General features: G+C 38.7%; 20 protein-coding genes and 1 pseudogene. 1 reads left to right on the top strand and 20 read right to left on the bottom strand.

Translation table 11 applies throughout. From position 1 onward, the window contains the following. Positions 1-31: 31 nt before the first annotated feature. From recO to lepA, 20 genes and pseudogenes are all read right to left on the bottom strand, one after another. Positions 32-787: a DNA repair protein RecO gene (recO, locus tag CD152_RS05520; protein ID WP_101041614.1), complete on the bottom strand. Its 756-nt coding sequence runs from the start codon at positions 785-787 to the stop codon at positions 32-34. Continuing rightward, a complete protein-coding gene (gene era / locus CD152_RS05525) occupies positions 787-1,689 on the bottom strand; it encodes a GTPase Era (protein WP_012657124.1) in 903 nt (300 codons plus the stop codon). Before era ends, recO begins: the two co-directional genes overlap by 1 nt. Next, a complete protein-coding gene (gene cdd / locus CD152_RS05530) occupies positions 1,689-2,093 on the bottom strand; it encodes a cytidine deaminase (RefSeq protein WP_012657125.1) in 405 nt (134 codons plus the stop codon). The genes era and cdd overlap by 1 nt, the downstream gene beginning before the upstream one ends. A gap of 11 nt (positions 2,094-2,104) precedes the next feature. Further along, positions 2,105-2,449, bottom strand: a complete 345-nt coding sequence (locus CD152_RS05535; protein ID WP_232237506.1) for a diacylglycerol kinase family protein — start codon at positions 2,447-2,449, stop codon at positions 2,105-2,107. After that, positions 2,449-2,913, bottom strand: coding sequence for an rRNA maturation RNase YbeY (gene ybeY / locus CD152_RS05540; protein ID WP_103214492.1), 465 nt, complete (start codon positions 2,911-2,913; stop codon positions 2,449-2,451). Before ybeY ends, CD152_RS05535 begins: the two co-directional genes overlap by 1 nt. Next, complete coding sequence (locus CD152_RS05545; protein WP_012657128.1) at positions 2,914-3,858, bottom strand: PhoH family protein; 945 nt, start codon at positions 3,856-3,858, stop codon at positions 2,914-2,916. A 59-nt stretch (positions 3,859-3,917) separates the two neighbouring features. Further along, the gene (locus CD152_RS05550; RefSeq protein WP_101035481.1) at positions 3,918-4,337 is read right to left on the bottom strand and encodes a PH domain-containing protein; all 420 of its coding nucleotides are present in this window, start codon (positions 4,335-4,337) and stop codon (positions 3,918-3,920) included. A gap of 128 nt (positions 4,338-4,465) precedes the next feature. Then, on the bottom strand, positions 4,466-5,020 hold the full coding sequence (locus CD152_RS05555; protein ID WP_103214493.1) for a hypothetical protein: 555 nt from the start codon (positions 5,018-5,020) through the stop codon (positions 4,466-4,468). 11 nt (positions 5,021-5,031) lie between these two features. Then, on the bottom strand, positions 5,032-6,021 hold the full coding sequence (floA, locus tag CD152_RS05560; RefSeq protein ID WP_101140292.1) for a flotillin-like protein FloA: 990 nt from the start codon (positions 6,019-6,021) through the stop codon (positions 5,032-5,034). 17 nt (positions 6,022-6,038) lie between these two features. Beyond that, entirely contained in the window at positions 6,039-6,668 is a 630-nt protein-coding gene (locus CD152_RS05565) for an NfeD family protein (protein ID WP_012657132.1), read from the bottom strand. Between the two features lie 141 nt (positions 6,669-6,809). Continuing rightward, a complete protein-coding gene (gene rpsU, locus CD152_RS05570; RefSeq protein ID WP_041636032.1) occupies positions 6,810-6,986 on the bottom strand; it encodes a 30S ribosomal protein S21 in 177 nt (58 codons plus the stop codon). A gap of 116 nt (positions 6,987-7,102) precedes the next feature. Beyond that, a pseudogene (gene mtaB / locus CD152_RS05575) lies at positions 7,103-8,448 on the bottom strand (tRNA (N(6)-L-threonylcarbamoyladenosine(37)-C(2))-methylthiotransferase MtaB). Between the two features lie 119 nt (positions 8,449-8,567). After that, the gene (locus tag CD152_RS05580) at positions 8,568-9,305 is read right to left on the bottom strand and encodes a 16S rRNA (uracil(1498)-N(3))-methyltransferase (RefSeq protein WP_101140290.1); all 738 of its coding nucleotides are present in this window, start codon (positions 9,303-9,305) and stop codon (positions 8,568-8,570) included. A gap of 1 nt (position 9,306) precedes the next feature. Further along, on the bottom strand, positions 9,307-10,242 hold the full coding sequence (prmA, locus tag CD152_RS05585; protein WP_101140289.1) for a 50S ribosomal protein L11 methyltransferase: 936 nt from the start codon (positions 10,240-10,242) through the stop codon (positions 9,307-9,309). Between the two features lie 2 nt (positions 10,243-10,244). Next, the gene (gene dnaJ, locus CD152_RS05590) at positions 10,245-11,363 is read right to left on the bottom strand and encodes a molecular chaperone DnaJ (RefSeq protein WP_103214494.1); all 1,119 of its coding nucleotides are present in this window, start codon (positions 11,361-11,363) and stop codon (positions 10,245-10,247) included. 104 nt (positions 11,364-11,467) lie between these two features. Continuing rightward, the gene (dnaK, locus tag CD152_RS05595) at positions 11,468-13,291 is read right to left on the bottom strand and encodes a molecular chaperone DnaK (protein WP_012657137.1); all 1,824 of its coding nucleotides are present in this window, start codon (positions 13,289-13,291) and stop codon (positions 11,468-11,470) included. A gap of 51 nt (positions 13,292-13,342) precedes the next feature. Beyond that, on the bottom strand, positions 13,343-13,942 hold the full coding sequence (gene grpE, locus CD152_RS05600; protein WP_101140286.1) for a nucleotide exchange factor GrpE: 600 nt from the start codon (positions 13,940-13,942) through the stop codon (positions 13,343-13,345). 2 nt (positions 13,943-13,944) lie between these two features. Next, on the bottom strand, positions 13,945-14,898 hold the full coding sequence (gene hrcA, locus CD152_RS05605) for a heat-inducible transcriptional repressor HrcA (protein WP_101140285.1): 954 nt from the start codon (positions 14,896-14,898) through the stop codon (positions 13,945-13,947). Positions 14,899-15,009: 111 nt separating this feature from the next. Continuing rightward, positions 15,010-16,125: a radical SAM family heme chaperone HemW gene (gene hemW / locus CD152_RS05610; protein ID WP_103214495.1), complete on the bottom strand. Its 1,116-nt coding sequence runs from the start codon at positions 16,123-16,125 to the stop codon at positions 15,010-15,012. A gap of 39 nt (positions 16,126-16,164) precedes the next feature. Beyond that, positions 16,165-17,988 (bottom strand): translation elongation factor 4, encoded by a 1,824-nt coding sequence (lepA, locus tag CD152_RS05615; protein ID WP_101140283.1) that lies wholly within the window; start codon positions 17,986-17,988, stop codon positions 16,165-16,167. Positions 17,989-18,169: 181 nt separating this feature from the next. Between lepA and rpsT the strand changes: the two genes are divergently transcribed. Next, a complete protein-coding gene (rpsT, locus tag CD152_RS05620) occupies positions 18,170-18,418 on the top strand; it encodes a 30S ribosomal protein S20 (protein WP_041636033.1) in 249 nt (82 codons plus the stop codon). Positions 18,419-18,634 lie beyond the last annotated feature (216 nt).

The following is an 18,634-nucleotide window of genomic DNA, read 5'->3' on the forward strand; positions in this document are numbered from 1 at the left end:
GAAGCGGGTTCATTTTCATGAACTCGCTTCTTTATTTATAATTATCTAGTCTTCTCATCTGCTCCAGAATCTTCCTCGACTTGATAAAGACACCTATAAATTCATCATACATCTTATACACGAGCGTTTCCATCTCGTCAATTAAACTCTGTTCAATATTTATAGAACTTAAACTTTCGATTGGTACTTCACTGAGCAGATAAAGCATATAGAGACTCTTATTCGTCATCGGGATTGCATGCGGGTCTTCAATAAGCGCCTCTTGCGTTACCACGCTATTAAATTGAAATGAATACGCAATAAAATCTTTATGTGTCATATTACCATCATAGGTACTGTACTTAAAATTCGGTACATAGCCATAGAGCGGCATACATTTAATACTCACTAACAGCGTAATAAGTCTCGCTTTATCACTTCGCTCCATATGTGTCAACGCGACTTTAAGTAACTGATATGCATATGGATTAGTCTCATCTTCTTCAAGTGCACGATCAATCAGTTCAACAACGTACTGTGCATACGTCATCACATAGATATCTTCACGTATTTCATAATGACTGTTAATTGTATCCACCGAAGACAATGTACCCATTCCTTTGAACTGAGAAAAAATAAACAAATTCTCATAGAACAAATCTAATCCCGAACCATACTTTGTTGATTTACGGGCATTCCTTGCTATTAACGCAACTTTAACCCCCGCTTCATTCAAAAAGGTGATAATCAAATGATTATCACCATAAGCGACACGTCTAATGACAATACCTACAGCTTTTTTAAGCATTAATACTCGTCTTCTCTATAGCCAATTTGTCGTATAAAGTTCGGTTTATTTCTCCAGTCTTTCTGTACTTTCACCCACAGCTCTAAATATACTTTAGAACCCAGTAACATTTCAATATCTTTACGGGCAAGCTGACCAATTTTCTTTAGCATCGATCCCTGCTTACCGATTATAATGCCCTTTTGAGATTCGCGCTCAATATAGATCGTTGCTTCAATATGTACACGTTCTTCAGACTCTTTTACCATCTTCTCAACTTGTACACCAATTGCGTGTGGAATTTCCTGACTCGTTAAATGCAGCGCTTTTTCACGAATAAGTTCTGCCACGATAAACTCTTCCGGATGATCTGAAATCTGATCTTTCGGATAGTACATCGGTCCTTCCGGCATATATCTTTCAATGACTTTTACAAGATGGTCAACATTATTACCTTGTAATGCTGAAATCGGTACAATCTCTGCAAACGGTAATAAGTCCTTATACTTCTCAATTTCTTTAATCAGCTCGTCAGGATGTATCTTATCGATTTTGTTTAACACTAAGAATATTGGTGTGCGATTATTCTTAAGTAGTTCAATAATAAATTCATCTCCACGGCCGATACTCTCTTCTACGTTGACCATAAACAAGATTGCATCAACTTCACGTAACGTGTTTTTCGCAACTTTCATCATATAATCACCAAGCATATGTTTCGGTTTATGAATACCTGGTGTGTCGATAAAGATGATTTGTGACTGTTCTGTCGTTAAAACACCTTGCACTTTATTGCGTGTCGTCTGTGCTTTATCTGACATTATCGCTACTTTCTGTCCAAGTACTTTATTCATAAATGTAGATTTCCCTACATTCGGGCGTCCGATAATCGCAACAAACCCTGACTTAAATTCATTTGACATTATTTCAAATCCTTTCCTGAGAAACCAAGCGGCAATAAATCATCAACTGTACGTGCGATAACATCACCTTTGACATTCGTTAAGAATACAGGCATTTCATCATCGCATAACTCCTTGATCACTTGTCGACATGAACCACATGGCGATGATGGTGTATCAGTATCTGTTGTAACAACCAGTACTTCAAAGTCACCTGGCTTATAACCATCTGCAATCGCTGATACTAGCGCTGTACGCTCCGCACAGATGCAGTCACCATATGCAGCATTCTCTACATTACAACCATCGAAACTTTTTCCATCTTTCGTAATTAAATAGGCGCCTACTTTAAAGTTTGAGTACGGTGCATGTGCTTTTTGCTGGGCGCGAATAACGCCCTCTAACCATTCCTGTTTGAATTCCATGATCATTCCTCCTAGAATAACTTCAATATATACGGTATAAAAATAATCATACCGATAAGCAGGCTCATCATGGATGCAATTAATACCGCAAGACTTGCTGTGTCTTTTGCGTACTTCGCTAACGGATGATATTCATCTGTTACGAGATCAACAACATATTCAACAGACGTATTGATCACTTCCATAAAGAGAACTGCACTTATTGCAATGATGATAAACAACCATTCCGTTCTCGTGATATTAAATAATACACTAATAATGAGTACGAATAAAGCAACAATTAAATGTAGAAGAAAATTTTTATCCTTTTGTAATAATACAACAAGTCCTGCAATCGGATGTTTAAATCGTTTGATCATACATCTCTTCGTAACCCGAATGCATTTAATATTTCATCCTGACGTCCGAACATACGCGCTTCATCTGATTCATTCATATGATCGTAACCTAGAAGATGTAGTAAACCATGCAAAGATAAGAAACCTAGCTCACGCTCAAAAGAATGACCATACTCTTCAGCCTGTTCCAAAGCTCTTTTCACACAGATAATGATGTCTCCTAGCACACGTGGTTCATCCGGCATTTCAAAGTCATCTTCGCCTTCTTCAAGTGCAAAACTGATAACGTCTGTTACTGCATCCTTATTACGGTATGCTTTATTAATTGCCTGAATTTCATTTTCGTCTACAAATGACACTGCAACTTCGGCTTCTTCATCAATTCCTTCCTGCTCAGCAGCAAAGATGAGCAAACGCTCAATTTCTGGTAAGTGCTTTGTATCAATTTGTGCATTATCATCAATAAAATCTACTGTTAACATCTAAACGTCTCCTTCGTATGCATTAATTATCTTTCCAACAAGCGGATGTCTCACAACATCAGCACCATCAAAATAATGGATCTCTATCCCTTTTACGCCGCTTAAACGCTGAACTGCTTCAATTAGGCCACTCTTAACACCTTTAGGCAGATCAATTTGTGTTTCATCACCAGTAATGACCATCTTAGAGCCGAATCCCAGACGCGTTAAGAACATCTTCATTTGAGCTTGTGTCGTATTCTGTGCCTCATCTAATATAACGAACGCATCTTCTAATGTACGGCCACGCATGTAAGCAAGTGGTGCAATTTCAATCACGCCACGTTCAATTAGACGTGCTGTGTGCTCTGCACCGAGTACAAAATGCAAGCCATCATATAACGGACGTAAGTATGGATCGACCTTCTCTTTCAAGTCTCCAGGCAAGAATCCAAGGGACTCACCCGCTTCAACAGCTGGACGTGTTAATACGATGCGCTTGACCTTTCCACTACGTAAACTCTGTGCGGCCATTACAACTGCCAGAAAAGTCTTCCCGGTCCCAGCGGGTCCAATACCAATCACAAGATCGTTCTTCTTTATTTGATGGGCATATAATCGTTGACCCATCGTCTTTGCGCGAATAGACTTTCCTGTAGCATCTTTTGTTATTTCTTCATCATACAGATCACTTAAATAATGAATTGTGCCCTTCTCAGACATCTGAACAGCCGACTGTACATCGCGTAACGTAACATTCGTACCTTTTTGAATAATCTTAAGCAAACTTCTGATAACAACCTCAGCCTTGGAAATCGCATCAGCTTGACCATGAATCGTAAGCTCCTGACCACGCGTATGCAATTCCACACCATAAAATTCCTCAAGATAATTTAAATGTTCATCGTTATTGCCAAGCATTGCCTGGGCTTCATTTATATTGTCAAAGCGAATGATATCAGACATCCAAAAACTCCTTTATTTATCGTTACCTTAACTTTATCAGTTTGGGAAATAACACACAATTATTTTATATCAGCAACTCTATCAAGCATTGAATCGGCTAAATTGAAGTTCTGAATGTGAATATCCGGATTAACCTTCTTCAAATGTGCAATAAATTCCAAGGTAAGTTTAGGTTTAACAACAACTTTCTGCTCCTTACCATAAATCTCTACAAGTACATTATCTCGTACTTTCACACAATTTAATAATTCAATATCATGAACATTAATCGCTTTACGCTCAAAACCTTTTGTAATATTAAGAACATTACCCTCTATAACATAAAATTCATTTAATAACGTATAGGTAAGGAGACCACCAAGTACAAAAGAAGCGAGACCACTTGTCAAAGGATTTAAATAGAATGCAATAGAAACGAGCGTAACAATAATGATGACTAGGGACTTCTGAAATGAATTGACGATACTTTTATATCTCATGCAATCACCTCTTATCTCTATTTTATCAAATTTTATTCATAATACGTTAATAGTTTCTCTATAAACTCATAAATTATCATCAAAATAAAAAACCTTAAGTGACTGAAACAATCACTTAAGGTTAACCATTATTGCAATGATTTGGGCTTGCCGAGCACTTCGCTCATAATAATACCGTTTAATACTGCAGCTTTATCAAACGTCAGGGCGTCGGCAGCAACTTCAATGTCCTGTGCCATCACTAAACTTTGAATACGATTCTGTTTTTGGCGTGGTGTGAGATTCTGATCACTTTTAATTTTATAGATTTGCTCAGCCAACGTGACAGTTTGGGTTGCAACTGTTTTGCTCTGTCCTGAAAGACCTGCTTGTTCTACCTGTGCTTTCACATTCTGCTTCGTGTTTTCTTTTATATTGCTTTGATGCTGCACAACTTTCTTCGGCTTCACTGGACCAACTGCCTGTCCACGCGCTTGAGTCGTGGCACTACCAGTAGATTCGCGATTCATACCTTGATTCATTGTTGTCTCGATTTGCTGTATCTGCTTCTGAAGTTCTGATAACACACCTTTTGAAGTTCCACCTTTCTTGCCGGGAACCGTCTTTTTCTTATCGTTATCTAACAAAGAAGACACACCGCTAATTACCGCAATCAATATAAATATTATCGTACCTACACTCATGTAATCACCCTTTATTTTTTAGGCGTATCATCATTCTTATCTGTCATCTTGTTAATCGCGTTACGCATGCCAGTATCTGATTCGATATTCTTTAAGTTATAATATTCTTTAACACCGATATTACCAGACTTTAATGCTTCTGCCATTGCAAGCGGCACTTCCGCTTCCGCTTCCACAACTTTCGCTCGCATCTCTTGAACACGCGCTTTCATCTCTTGCTCCTGTGCAACTGCCATCGCACGTCGTTCTTCAGCTTTCGCCTGTGCGATATTCTTATCTGCCAGCGCTTGCTCTGTCTGTAGATCTGCACCAATATTCTTACCGATATCTACATCCGCAATATCTATCGACAGAATCTCAAATGCTGTTCCAGAGTCTAACCCTTTCCCTAATACTGTCTGGGAAATCATATCCGGATTCTCTAATACCGATGTGTGCGAACGACTTGAACCGATTGTCGAAACGATACCTTCTCCGACACGGGCTACAATCGTCTCTTCACCTGCACCACCGACAAGGCGTTCAATGTTTGCACGCACTGTGATACGCGCCTTTGCCTTCACTTCGATACCGTTCATCGCAACACCGGCGATAAATGGCGTTTCTATAACTTTCGGATTAACCGACATCTGTACAGCTTCCAATACGTCACGTCCTGCTAAATCGATTGCAGCACCACGCTCGAAAGGTAAGTTAATGTCTGCACGTTGTGCTGCAATAATTGCATCTACGACACGGTCAACGTTCCCACCTGCTAAATAATGCGACTCTAACTGGTTCGTCGTTAATGATAAACCTGCTTTATGCGCTTTAATCAATGGATCAATAACGCGACGAGGCGATACACGACGTAAACGCATACCAACAAGTGTACCGATGCCGACTTTAACCCCAGCTGCTAACGCCGAAATCCATAATCCTACTGGTACAAACGAGAATAATACCATCAAGAAGACGATAACGATAAATGTAATTATTCCAATACCTATTAAACCTGACATTCATTCCACTCCTTTAATTATAATGTCTTTACTACAACACGCGTACCTTCAACCTCGGTTATCTTCACCGAAGTATCTTTTTTGATAAATGCACCTTCACTCACGGCGTCGATGCGCTTATCATTATGCACGATAATACCAGAAGGTCTTAGATCAGTTAGACAAACAGCTACCTGCCCTACTAAATAGGACCTGTCATCATGAGATGTGTAACCAGCCTCCTTATTCGTTGAGTCATGTAATACGACCTGCTGAAGTAGAGGAATTCTCTTCTTGAAAAACTTCACTATAATCACCCATTCTATAAGCGCGACTATTAAACAGATCGATACGAATAAAGTCATCATCATTATGTTATCTCCAATAAGCAGAAAACTGATAATAATGCATACAGTACCGATGATCCCAATAATAGCACCAATAATAAATAACTCTAAAATAACAAGAAGTATACCACCGATAAACAAAATAATAGCCAGCGCTTCCATATCACCATTATAGATATTCATGACAAAGAATAATAAACTCGCAATTGTACATATTATTCCAGCACTGCTGATTCTCGGAGTATAAAGCTGCCATATACATGACACTGTCATAACAATCATTAAAATAAGCAGGATAATATCCTGTAATTGTAAATCCAACTGAACACCTCCTTATTTTCATTATACAGAAAATTCACTCACAATATATGTAAAACATAAAATTTATGAAAAATTCACAAAAAAAGAAGCCTGGATAATCCAGACTTCTACATCTATTAATAACATTTGAGGGAGCAAATATTATTTGAATTTACGTTTACGCGCTGCTTCTGATTTCTTTTTACGTTTTACACTTGGTTTTTCGTAGAATTCACGTTTACGTACTTCTTGAATTGTACCATTTTTAGAAACAGTACGCTTGAAACGACGTAAAGCATCTTCAATTGATTCGTTTTTACGAACTACAGTTTTAGACATATAATTTCCCTCCCTCCAAATATCAACGGAACATTTTAAACATAGATATAAGTAAAATATTCTATGTACTAAAATATTATAATACAACAGTTACTAGAGGTCAATAACGAATTTTTTTATGAATGCATTTGCATCTCTGACTTCTTGTAAGCATTTGGGATGACCGTTACGAATGTCCCTTCATTCAGTGGATAGCCACTCTTATCAATCTTCACCTTAACAAGTTCACCAATTAAATGCTCATCAGCTTCAAACTGCACCTTAAGGTAATTATCCGTGTAACCGACAAGCATATTACCATTGCTTGCCTTCTCTTCAGGAATCACTTCTAGTACATCACCTTCAAAGCGACTCGCGTATTCTTTTGCCAGCTGATCGCTTAATGTAATTAAACGATGTACGCGGTCATTCTTAATAGATTCATCAATCTGATCCGTCATTCTCGCAGCAGGCGTGCCTGTACGCATTGAATACGGGAAGACGTGTAGTTCACTGAAACCATGCTGTAAAATAAAGTCATACGTCTCCTGGAACTCTTCCTCAGTCTCACCAGGGAAACCGACAATAACATCACTTGTTACAGCAAGACCTGGCATAATCGCATGCAATTTCTTCAGACGCTCTGAGAAATGAGACATCGTATATTTACGACGCATACGCTTTAACACCGTATCACTACCTGACTGAAGGGGATGTGTAAGTGACGCACGACTTTATTACTCTTGTCAATCACATCAATTACTTCATCGGTTAACTGACTCGCTTCGATAGAAGAAATACGAATACGCTTCAGACCATCAATCGTCTCTAGATCACGCAATAACTGCGCTAGATTATAATCCTTTAAATCTTCACCATAACCACCCGTATGAATCCCTGTTAATACAATCTCCTGATAACCGGACTGTACAAGCTGCGTTGCCTGACGGACAACTTCTTTTGGATCACGAGAACGCATTAAACCACGCGCCCAAGGAATGATACAGAACGTACAGAAGTTGTTACACCCTTCCTGAATCTTGAGTGACGCACGCGTACGGTCCGTAAAGTAAGGTACATCTAACTCCTCATACGTACGATTCTTCATAATATTTGTCACGCCGTTAATCGGTTGACGTTCAGCACGATACTGTTCGATATAGGGAAGCATCTTATGACGGTCCTGTGTACCGACAACAATATCTACACCCGCAATATCCATAATTTCAGCAGATGACGTCTGTGCATAACAACCTGTAACACAAATTACCGCATCAGGATTACGACGAATCGCACGACGAATCACTTGACGACTCTTCTTGTCCCCTGTATTTGTTACAGTACATGTATTAATAACATAGACGTCAGCGTTTTGTTCAAAATCAACGCGCTCATAATCAGCATCTTTAAATAACTGCCAAATCGCTTCTGTTTCATAATGGTTTACTTTACAGCCCAACGTATGAAATGCAACTGTTGACATATGTTCACCTCATTTATAATTCTTTGCATTATATAAAAATACCATGAATATTAATAACTTTCAATGTCATTGCATGGAATGTTATTGATATACAATAAAAGACACTGAGAGTTCAGTGTCTAATTCAACTCAAAATGAAAGCTCATTGCTGATAATGCATAAAGTGGTGCCGTCTCTGCTCTTAATATACGTGGCCCAAGTCCTATCACCTTACTACCAAACTGAGCCACTTCCGCTTCACTCAGCCCACCTTCCGGACCAAATATCACGCACACCTTATCACCATGCTTTACATCTTGCAATGCTTCCGTAAAGTTTTTAATCTCACCTGACTTCGCGGTCTCTTCATACGCAATCAGCACATGATCAAATGCTTCAAGTTTCTTTGCTAAAGCTTTCCCGCTCGCGACAAATTCAATAGATGGGACAATTTGTCTGTAACTCTGCTCAGCCGCTTCCTTAACGATCTTTGTAAAACGTTCTACCTTCTTCTGAAACTTCTTTTCGTCTACTTTCACAATCGTTCTTTCACTAACAAACGGTATAAACGACGCGGCTCCAAGTTCTGTTGCCTTCTGTATCATCCATTCATACTTATCATTTTTAAGTAACCCGCTCGCAATCGTTACAGACACAGGCATCTCTGTAAGAATATCAATGTCTTCAATCGGTTTCACTGTAATCTCAGTCTGAATATCAATAATCTCACAAATCATCGTTGCATTCGTAAAGTTAACGATTACTTTATCTCCCGTTTGCTGTCGCATAACGTTTTTGATATGGTGGACGTCATCCTTACCACTGATCTGATATGTTTCATTTATAACACTTTTTACATCAAGAAAATATCGCTGCATACTATGCCTCTTTTCTTGCTGCAATGGCAACCCATCCACTATCGCGCATCACTTCCACAATTGTATACCCGACGCCTTTTAAGTGGTCGATAATCATCTCTTCTTTCTCTTCTATGATGCCTGATATTATGAGAAGTCCGTTATCATTTAACAATGCATAACTATCATCAATCATCATATCCACGATATGAGCTAATATATTTGCAAATATTACATCTCGTTTCTCTGTCTCACCTTTAAGAAGATTACCGGGTTCTGCTTGTATCGCATCAAGACAGTCATTCTTCTCAAAATTGTCTTCTGCTACTTTCACAGCAACAGAATCTAAATCGAGTGCTTTAATCGGCTCGGCGCCGAGTTTATGTGCAGCGATACTTAATATGCCAGACCCAGTACCTACGTCAACTATAGACTGACCCTTTTCTACATACTTCTCAATTAATTTGAGACACATCGAAGTCGTGGCATGATCGCCAGTACCAAATGCCATACCAGGATCCAGATGTATCGCATGCTCACCATCCTGCAAACCGTCATAGCTTTCCCAGCTCGGTACGATAACGAACTTGTCTGAAACTTTAAAGGCATGGAAATGATTCTTCCATTCATTTGCCCAGTCTTCTTCCTGTACAGTATTTGTACTGAATTCAAGACGAGTGACGTCGACATCGTTTAATGCATCTACTTTTTCTTTAATCTGCTCTATAACAGACGCATCATAATCTAGTTCACTAAAGTAAACTTTAACGCGTACATCCTCTTCTGGAAAATCATCCGGATTTAATTCATAAATTTCCCCGAATGTTTCAATACGACCTTTCTGAAGTTCAAGACTATCTTCAATCACTACACCATTCGCGCCAACTTCATTCAGAATATCCGCAATAAATGGCTCAAGTTCATGATTGATCATCATCGTTATCTCTACATAGTTCATCTTTATTCTCCTTTAAAGAAGCGTTTTGTTTTATCAAAGAAATTTGAAGGCTGCTCAGTGATATCATGTCCGTCTATTTCTGCAAACTCTCTTAGTAACTCCGCTTGTCTATTCGTCATCTTAACTGGCGTCATCACTTTAACTGTTACATATTCATCACCGCGACCATAGCCATGGACGTTCTGAACACCTTTTTCCTTCAATCGGAAACGTTTGCCTGTTTGTGTTCCTGCTGGAATCGTTAGCTTCACTTTGCCTTCTAACGTTGGGACTTCGACTTCGTCACCAAGTGCCGCTTGTGCGATTGACAATTCCAATGTATAGAAGATATCCTCACCAGAGCGATCAAAGTATGCATGGTCCTGTACATTAAATACAACATATAAATCTCCAGCTGGTCCGCCATTTATACCTGGTTCACCTTGACCTGATAGTCGAATTTGCTGACCTGTATCAACACCTGCCGGTACTTTCACGCTAATCTTAACTGTCTTAATCTTTCTACCAGTACCGCCACAGTCAGAACATTTCTCTTCAAACTCTTTACCAGTACCACCACAATCTGGACAAGTACGTTCACTTCTCACGCGACCAAATGGCGTGTTCTGTTCAACATGAACATTTCCTCGTCCACCACAAGTTGAGCATGTCTTAATATTTGTTCCTGGTTGTGCACCACTGCCATCACACGTATCACATTCGACTTCCTTCTTCACTGAAATTTCTTTCTCAGCGCCAAATACAGCCTCTTCAAACGTTACATTCATCTGATACTGCAAATCATTCCCTTGTCGCGGTGCATTCGGGTCACGTCGTGCACCACCACCAAAGAACGAACTGAAGATATCTTCGAATCCACCGAAGCCACCAAAGTCCTGGCCACCAAAGCCAGCACCTTGTCCCATGCCTGCATGACCGAACTGATCATACTGTACTTTTTTCTGATCATCACTTAACACTTCGTATGCCTCAGCAATTTCTTTGAATTTATCTTCAGCATCCGCTTCTTTATTAATGTCCGGATGATATTTCTTTGATAGTTTCTTATATGCTCTTTTTATCTCTTCTTTAGAAGCACCTTTAGATAATCCAAGTACTTCGTAGTAATCCCTTTTCGCCACGTTTCATTCTCCCTTTCTTATTTCTTTATTACTATATCAGTGTATCGCATGTTTTAAAAGAAAAAGTCAAAGCCAATAAATTGACTTTGACTTTAAAAGAGTACTTATTTATTATCGTCATCTTTCACTTCAGTAAAATCAGCATCTACAACATCGTCATCTTGAGATGCAGCACCCTCAGCACCTTGTTGCGCCTGTGCCATTTGCTCATAAAGTTTCATAGATAAGCCTTGAACGATTTCGTTTAAAGTATCTTTTTTCGCTTTAATTTCTTCAAGGTCATTACCTTCTAATGCTTTTTTAAGTTCTTCTTTTGCTGCTTCTGCTTTTTCTTTTTCAGCAGCATCTACTTTGTCTTCTAAATCTTTGATTGCTTTATCCGTTGCAAATACAAGTTGATCTGCTTCGTTACGTAAATCTACTTCTTCACGACGCTTCTTATCTGCTTCAGCGTTTGCTTCTGCATCTTTAACCATACGATCAATCTCTTCGTCGCTTAATGAAGATGAAGACTGAATTGTGATCTTCTGTTCTTTTTGAGTGCCAAGGTCTTTCGCTGTAACGTTAACGATACCGTTCTTATCGATATCAAATGTCACTTCGATTTGAGGCACACCACGTGGTGCTGGTGGAATGTCAGTTAACTGGAAGCGACCTAACGTTTTGTTATCTGCTGCCATTTGACGCTCACCTTGTAATACGTGAATGTCTACTGCCGGCTGATTGTCCGCTGCAGTTGAGAACACTTGTGATTTAGATGTTGGAATTGTAGTATTACGTTCGATTAATACTGTAGACACACCACCCATTGTTTCGATACCAAGTGATAATGGCGTTACGTCTAATAATACAACGTCTTTTACATCACCAGTGATAACGCCACCTTGAATTGCAGCACCCATCGCTACAACTTCATCAGGGTTAACACCTTTATTTGGTTCTTTACCTAATTCTTTCTTGATTGCTTCTTGTACTGCTGGAATACGAGTTGAACCACCAACAAGAATTACTTCATCGATATCTGCATTTGATAATCCAGCATCTTTCATCGCTTGACGTGTAGGACCCATCGTACGTTCTACTAATGTATGAGATAGTTCTTCAAACTTCGCACGTGATAAAGTAACTTCTAAGTGAAGTGGTCCTGCCTCACCTGCAGAGATGAATGGTAATGAAATTTGTGTTGAAGATACACCTGATAAGTCTTTTTTCGCTTTTTCAGCAGCATCTTTTAGACGTTGCATTGCCATTTTGTCCTGAGATAGATCTAAGCCATTTTCTTTTTTGAATTCTTCTACTAAGTAATCGATGATTACTTGGTCAAAGTCATCTCCACCTAATTTATTGTCACCTGACGTTGATAATACTTCAAATACACCATCACCAAGTTCAAGGATAGATACGTCGAACGTACCACCACCTAGGTCGAATACTAATACTTTCTGTTCTTTATCTGTTTTATCTAAGCCATAAGCAAGCGCTGCAGCAGTAGGCTCGTTAATAATACGCTCTACTTCAAGTCCTGCAATTTTACCAGCATCTTTAGTTGCCTGACGTTCTGCGTCGTTGAAATATGCAGGTACAGTAATTACGGCTTTCGTTACTTTTTCACCTAAGTAGCTTTCAGCTGTTGCTTTTAAGTTTTGAAGAATCATCGCTGAAATTTCTTGAGGTGAGTATTCTTTACCCTCGATGTTTTCTTTATAGTCTGTACCCATATGACGTTTAATCGAAATGATTGTATTAGGGTTAGTGATCGCTTGACGTTTTGCAACTTCACCGACTTGTGTTTCGCCATTTTTGAATGCTACAACTGAAGGTGTTGTACGGTTACCTTCTGGGTTAGCGATTACTTTCGGTTCTCCACCTTCTAATACAGCTACACATGAATTTGTAGTTCCTAAGTCAATACCAATTACTTTACTCATTATTAATTCCTCCATTAATTTAAAATTTATGAAATGTTATAAAACTAAAAATCATTCGTTTACTTTAACCATTGACGGTCTTAGTACACGTTCCTTTAATTTATAGCCCTTCTGTAGTTCTTCAAGTACGATACCTGAATCCTTATGCTCATCACTTTCTTGCATCACTGCTTGATGAAGATTTGGATCGAATGGCTGGTCAAGTGCTTCTATGACTTCTAATCCATTCTCTTTAAGTGAATGTAACAGACTTTCATAAACCATCTCTACACCCTTGTGAAGTGATTTAAACTCATCTGATTCACCTTGCTGCGCTAGTGCACGTTCAATATTATCAATTGCTGGTAATATATCACGTAATACGCTCTGTGCACGATATGTTCTTTCAGTATCTAATTCCTGACGCGTGCGCTTCTTATAGTTTTCAAACTCTGCATACAGTCTTAAATACTTCTCCTCTGACTGCTCAAGCTTTGCTTCAAGTTCAGCCACCGGGTCGGTACTTTCCTCTTCAATAGGTGCCTCACTCACTACTGTTGCATCTGGAGTTTCGGTTGATTCAACATCTGTTTCATTGCTTTCAGTTTCATTCGTTTCTGTTTCTATGATGCTTTCGTCTTTTATTACATCCTGCTTATTCTCTTCTGACAAATCTAGTCCTCCTTAAACATTCGATGTAAATTCGATAATTTATTAAATATATCACGGTAACTCATTTGAGTTGGTCCGATGATTGAAATATTACCATTCATATTATGCATATGAATCGGTGTTGTTACAATCGATATCCCTTGTAAATTCTCACTAATCTCCTGACCTAATATTACTTCAATCTGATTCGACTGCTTTGATTCTATTAGATCTGGTAATGTTCTAGAGTCGATAAGCTTCAACATTTCTCTAATCGCTTCTAGATTATCAGAGTCCATAATTTCGTATAAATACTCACGACCTTCAAAGAACACTGCGTTTGTATTCGTTGTCGCTTTCTTAATAATCTCTGATTTAATATGTGTTAATGGAAGCTGCTTTATCGACGGATATCCTTCCTGATGTAAATTCGGCTTATTAATTGATGCCAAATTCGCATTCAAGAAATTATTCATCTTCTCAATTTCAAGTCTCGTTAAACGTACCTGCCATGAAATTTGCTGATGTTCAACATTTCCGTTTTCATATACGATAATCAGCACCAGCTTCGTCGGTGTTAAGTATGTTAAATGAATTTGGGAAATAGACTTCATATCGATTTGAGACGTTGTTGCAATAGACAAGTGTCTTGTATCTCTTGCGATTAATTGTGCAAGTCTTCTGAAGTCAAGTGCATCACTGTTATTAATATCGAAGTTCGGTTCATAAGGAAATTCTTCCTGTAGCGCTTCTACATAAAACTTATAACCCGTTTCTGAAGGAACACGTCCTGAAGATGTGTGCATCTTCTCGATTAAACCAAAATCTTCTAAACGTTTCATCTCTGCACGTATCGTTGCAGGACTGACATTAAAGTGATGATCATCAATTAACTTCTTAGATGCTATAGGCGTTCCACTATCAACAAAATCCTCAACAATTACGTTTAACAAATGTAATTGTCTATCTGTTAGCATATTTCACCTCGTTAGCACTCTATCACCTCAAGTGCTAATACTAATTTATCAAATTGGTCAAAGTATGTCAACATTAACACTCATAATTATAAAAAAAGAAGTTCCTACTTACTAAACAGTAAGCAGGAACTTCTCAAACACATCATTTCCACGCATTCTTCCGAGTACTGTCAAAGAGATGCGATCATCCATCTCAATTAAATACCCTTCTTTTACAAGCTCAGTCGTGACATCTTTAAACACATCATCACACGACGTTTTATATCGCGCAAGAAATTCATTCTTGCTAATGCCTTCATTCAATCTTAATCCTAAAAACATAAACTCTTCCATTGCAGCATCAACTGTGACAGGTATGCGTTCTTTAACCGCATCGCCTTTATGCATCGCTTTAATGTAGTGTGGAACAGGTGCAATGTTATAATAGCGTACTCCGTCAATGTACCCATGACTTCCGGCCCCGGCACCATAATATTCTTTATTCTGCCAGTATACTTTATTGTGTGTTGATTCATGGTGTCCTTTAGCGTAATTAGAGATTTCATATTGATGAAAGCCTTGCGCGCTTAAAGTATTCATCGTGAGGGTGTACATCTCTGCAGCAAGCTGTTCATCCGGCAGCTGAAGCATGCCTTTTTTATACATATTATAAAACTGTGTCTTCGGCTCTAATATTAGGGAGTAACTTGAAATATGGTGTATATCCAGTGATGTCGCAAGCGCTAGATCACGGCGACATTGCTCTAATGTCTGTGTCGGTAAATGATACATTAAGTCGAGACTGATAGATTCTATACCGAGTTCGTTTGCGGCGTTCACCGCGTTAAATATATCCTGTTCTTGATGTGTCCTGCCGAGCGACTTTAACAGATCATTATCAAACGTCTGTACACCGAGCGATAGACGGTTGACACCGTACTGCTTCATTAATGCAATCTTGTTACGCGTCAATTCATCAGGATTTGCTTCCATCGTAAATTCTTCGTGTATCGTAAATGATTGCTCAATGTAACTGAGCAATCGTTCAAGTTGTCCTTCATTCAGCGCTGTAGGTGTACCTCCACCAATAAATACCGTTAACAAATCGCGTTCATCAATGAATGAAAGCTCTTTGATCAAACAATCCAGATATTCATCTACCGGCTGATTTTTAATGAGGAACTTATTAAAATCACAGTATGTGCATATACGATTACAAAAAGGAATATGAATATATAAACTTCTCATTATGCCTCCTAACAAACAAAGACATGGTTACCCATGTCTTTATTCTTCATCCATTTTCAGTACAGCTAAGAATGCATCCTGAGGAATTTCAACCGATCCCACTGATTTCATCTTTGCTTTACCGGCTTTTTGTTTTTCAAGTAATTTACGCTTACGGCTGATATCGCCACCGTAACATTTCGCAAGTACGTTCTTACCGATCGATTTAATATTTGTACGTGCAATAATCTTCTGACCGATTGCTGCTTGAACAGGGACTTCGAACTGCTGTCTTGGAATTAATGTCTTTAACTTTTCAACGATGACTTTACCACGATCATATGCAAAATCTCTATGCACGATAAAGCTTAGTGCATCTACTGTTTCACCGTTTAATAATATATCCATCTTCACAAGCTTGCTTTCCTGATAACCAATCAATTCATAATCAAATGAAGCATACCCTTTCGTGCTTGATTTCAACTGATCAAAGAAATCAAATACAACTTCTGAAAGCGGTACTTCATAAATGATGTTAACACGGATATCATCTAAGTAATCCATCGTCTGGAAGTTTCCGCGTTTCTTCTGACAAAGTTCCATCACAGCACCCACATAATCATTCGGTACCATAATACTCGCTTTAACATAGGGTTCATAAATTTTATCGATCTTCTGCGGATCCGGCATTTTAGACGGATTATCCACTACCACTTCGCTACCATCTGTCATCTCACATTTGTAGATAACGCTTGGTGCAGTCGCAATTAATTCAATACCAAATTCACGTTCAATACGTTCCTGAATAATTTCCATATGTAGTAATCCTAAGAAACCGACACGGAAACCGAATCCTAACGCCTGAGATGTTTCCGGTTCAAATTCTAATGATGCATCGTTTAACTGAAGTTTCTCTAATGCTTCACGAAGATCATTATATTTACCAGTATCAATCGGATATACACCACAGAATACCATCGGGTTCATCTTCTTATATCCTTGAAGCGGTTCTGGTGCCGGATTGCTGGCATGTGTAATTGTGTCACCGACACGTGAATCGCCAACATTCTTGATCGATGCCGTTAAATAACCCACATCTCCAACCGTTAATTCAGCAACCGGCATTTGCTTCGGTGTATTGATTCCTACTTCGACAACTTCAAATTCTTTACCTGTCGCCATCATCTTAATCTTATCGCCTGCCTTAACCGTCCCATCAATAATTCTGATTGATGAAATAACACCACGATAGGCATCAAAAGCACTATCAAAGATCAGCGCTTTAAGTGGTGCTTCTGGATCACCCATTGGTGGGGGCACGAGTTCTACAATCTGTTCTAATATATCTTCAATGCCGATATTTGCCTTCGCACTTGCAAGCACAGCATCACTCGCATCAAGACCGATAACATCTTCAATCTCCTGGCGCACACGCTCAGGTTCTGCTGCTGGTAAATCTATCTTATTGATAACCGGAATAAGTTCTAGCTCATTATCAAGTGCTAAATAAACGTTTGCCAGCGTTTGTGCTTCAATTCCTTGCGCAGCATCCACTACGAGAATGGCACCTTCACATGCAGCTAAACTACGAGAAACCTCATATGTGAAATCGACATGTCCAGGGGTATCGATTAAATGAAAGATGTAGGTCTCGCCATCTTTCGCTGTATAATTTAACTGTACTGCATTTAATTTAATTGTAATCCCGCGTTCACGCTCGAGATCCATAGAATCAAGAAGCTGCGCTTTCATCTCACGCGTGGCTACAGATTTCGTATTCTCTAAAATTCTATCCGCCAAAGTCGACTTCCCATGGTCGATGTGGGCAATAATCGAAAAGTTTCTAATTCGTTCCTGACGCTTTAAACGTTGTTCATTATTCATAGTTATTGTCCAACTTTCTTAAATTGTTCGTATATTTGATTATAACAACTAAATGTAAGTGTATCAATCAGTTTTCAAAAAATTAGATTGCATATAATGCTTGAATTTGATAAAATATTTCTTGTTGCAATCAAATTTATAATTTTATGCAAGTGTAAGACATTTTTAGGAGGTGAAATTTATGCCAAACATCAAATCTGCAATTAAACGTGTTACTACAAGTAACAAAGCACACGATGCTAACATTTCTCAAACAAATGATATGCGTACTGCTGTGAAAAACGCTAAAGCGGCAATTGAAAACAACGCTGACAATAAATCAGAATTAGTACAAGTAGCTGTTAAAAAGATTGATAAAGCTGCGAAAAGCAACTTAATCCACTCAAACAAAGCTGACCGTTTAAAATCACAAATCATGAAAAATAAATAAAAGGTCGTGACTCGAGTGTTTAGACACGAGTAAAATCACGAAAAAGAATGCAGGAAATGGTTTTTAATTTCCTGCATTCTTTTTCGTTTCGCCGGCGTATCTGCATAGGTGAAACCCGACGATAGTTTGAACATCACCCAGTCAAGTAGACACTTAAAAAAATAAAAATTAATTACTCGGCTGTGCTTGTATTAGCGCAGCCATTTTTAATGATAT

It is taken from the genome of Macrococcoides caseolyticum (genome assembly GCF_002902665.1).
Classification (GTDB): domain Bacteria; phylum Bacillota; class Bacilli; order Staphylococcales; family Staphylococcaceae; genus Macrococcoides; species Macrococcoides caseolyticum.

Bases quoted from the DNA above. Each gene is read 5' to 3' on its own strand.
- cdd (WP_012657125.1), bottom strand. From the start codon at position 2,093: ATGGAATTCAAACAGGAATGGTTAGAGGGCGTTATTCGCGCCCAGCAA.
- hemW (WP_103214495.1), bottom strand. From the start codon at position 16,125: ATGAGAAGTTTATATATTCATATTCCTTTTTGTAATCGTATATGCACA.
- prmA (WP_101140289.1), bottom strand. From the start codon at position 10,242: ATGAACTATGTAGAGATAACGATGATGATCAATCATGAACTTGAGCCA.
- recO (WP_101041614.1), bottom strand. From the start codon at position 787: ATGCTTAAAAAAGCTGTAGGTATTGTCATTAGACGTGTCGCTTATGGT.
- CD152_RS05545 (WP_012657128.1), bottom strand. From the start codon at position 3,858: ATGTCTGATATCATTCGCTTTGACAATATAAATGAAGCCCAGGCAATG.
- rpsT (WP_041636033.1), top strand. From the start codon at position 18,170: ATGCCAAACATCAAATCTGCAATTAAACGTGTTACTACAAGTAACAAA.
- dnaK (WP_012657137.1), bottom strand. From the start codon at position 13,291: ATGAGTAAAGTAATTGGTATTGACTTAGGAACTACAAATTCATGTGTA.
- rpsU (WP_041636032.1), bottom strand. From the start codon at position 6,986: ATGTCTAAAACTGTAGTTCGTAAAAACGAATCAATTGAAGATGCTTTA.
- CD152_RS05555 (WP_103214493.1), bottom strand. From the start codon at position 5,020: ATGAGTGTAGGTACGATAATATTTATATTGATTGCGGTAATTAGCGGT.
- hrcA (WP_101140285.1), bottom strand. From the start codon at position 14,898: ATGCTAACAGATAGACAATTACATTTGTTAAACGTAATTGTTGAGGAT.
- CD152_RS05580 (WP_101140290.1), bottom strand. From the start codon at position 9,305: ATGCAGCGATATTTTCTTGATGTAAAAAGTGTTATAAATGAAACATAT.
- lepA (WP_101140283.1), bottom strand. From the start codon at position 17,988: ATGAATAATGAACAACGTTTAAAGCGTCAGGAACGAATTAGAAACTTT.
- floA (WP_101140292.1), bottom strand. From the start codon at position 6,021: ATGTCAGGTTTAATAGGTATTGGAATAATTACATTTATCGTTATCGTC.
- ybeY (WP_103214492.1), bottom strand. From the start codon at position 2,913: ATGTTAACAGTAGATTTTATTGATGATAATGCACAAATTGATACAAAG.
- era (WP_012657124.1), bottom strand. From the start codon at position 1,689: ATGTCAAATGAATTTAAGTCAGGGTTTGTTGCGATTATCGGACGCCCG.
- CD152_RS05550 (WP_101035481.1), bottom strand. From the start codon at position 4,337: ATGAGATATAAAAGTATCGTCAATTCATTTCAGAAGTCCCTAGTCATC.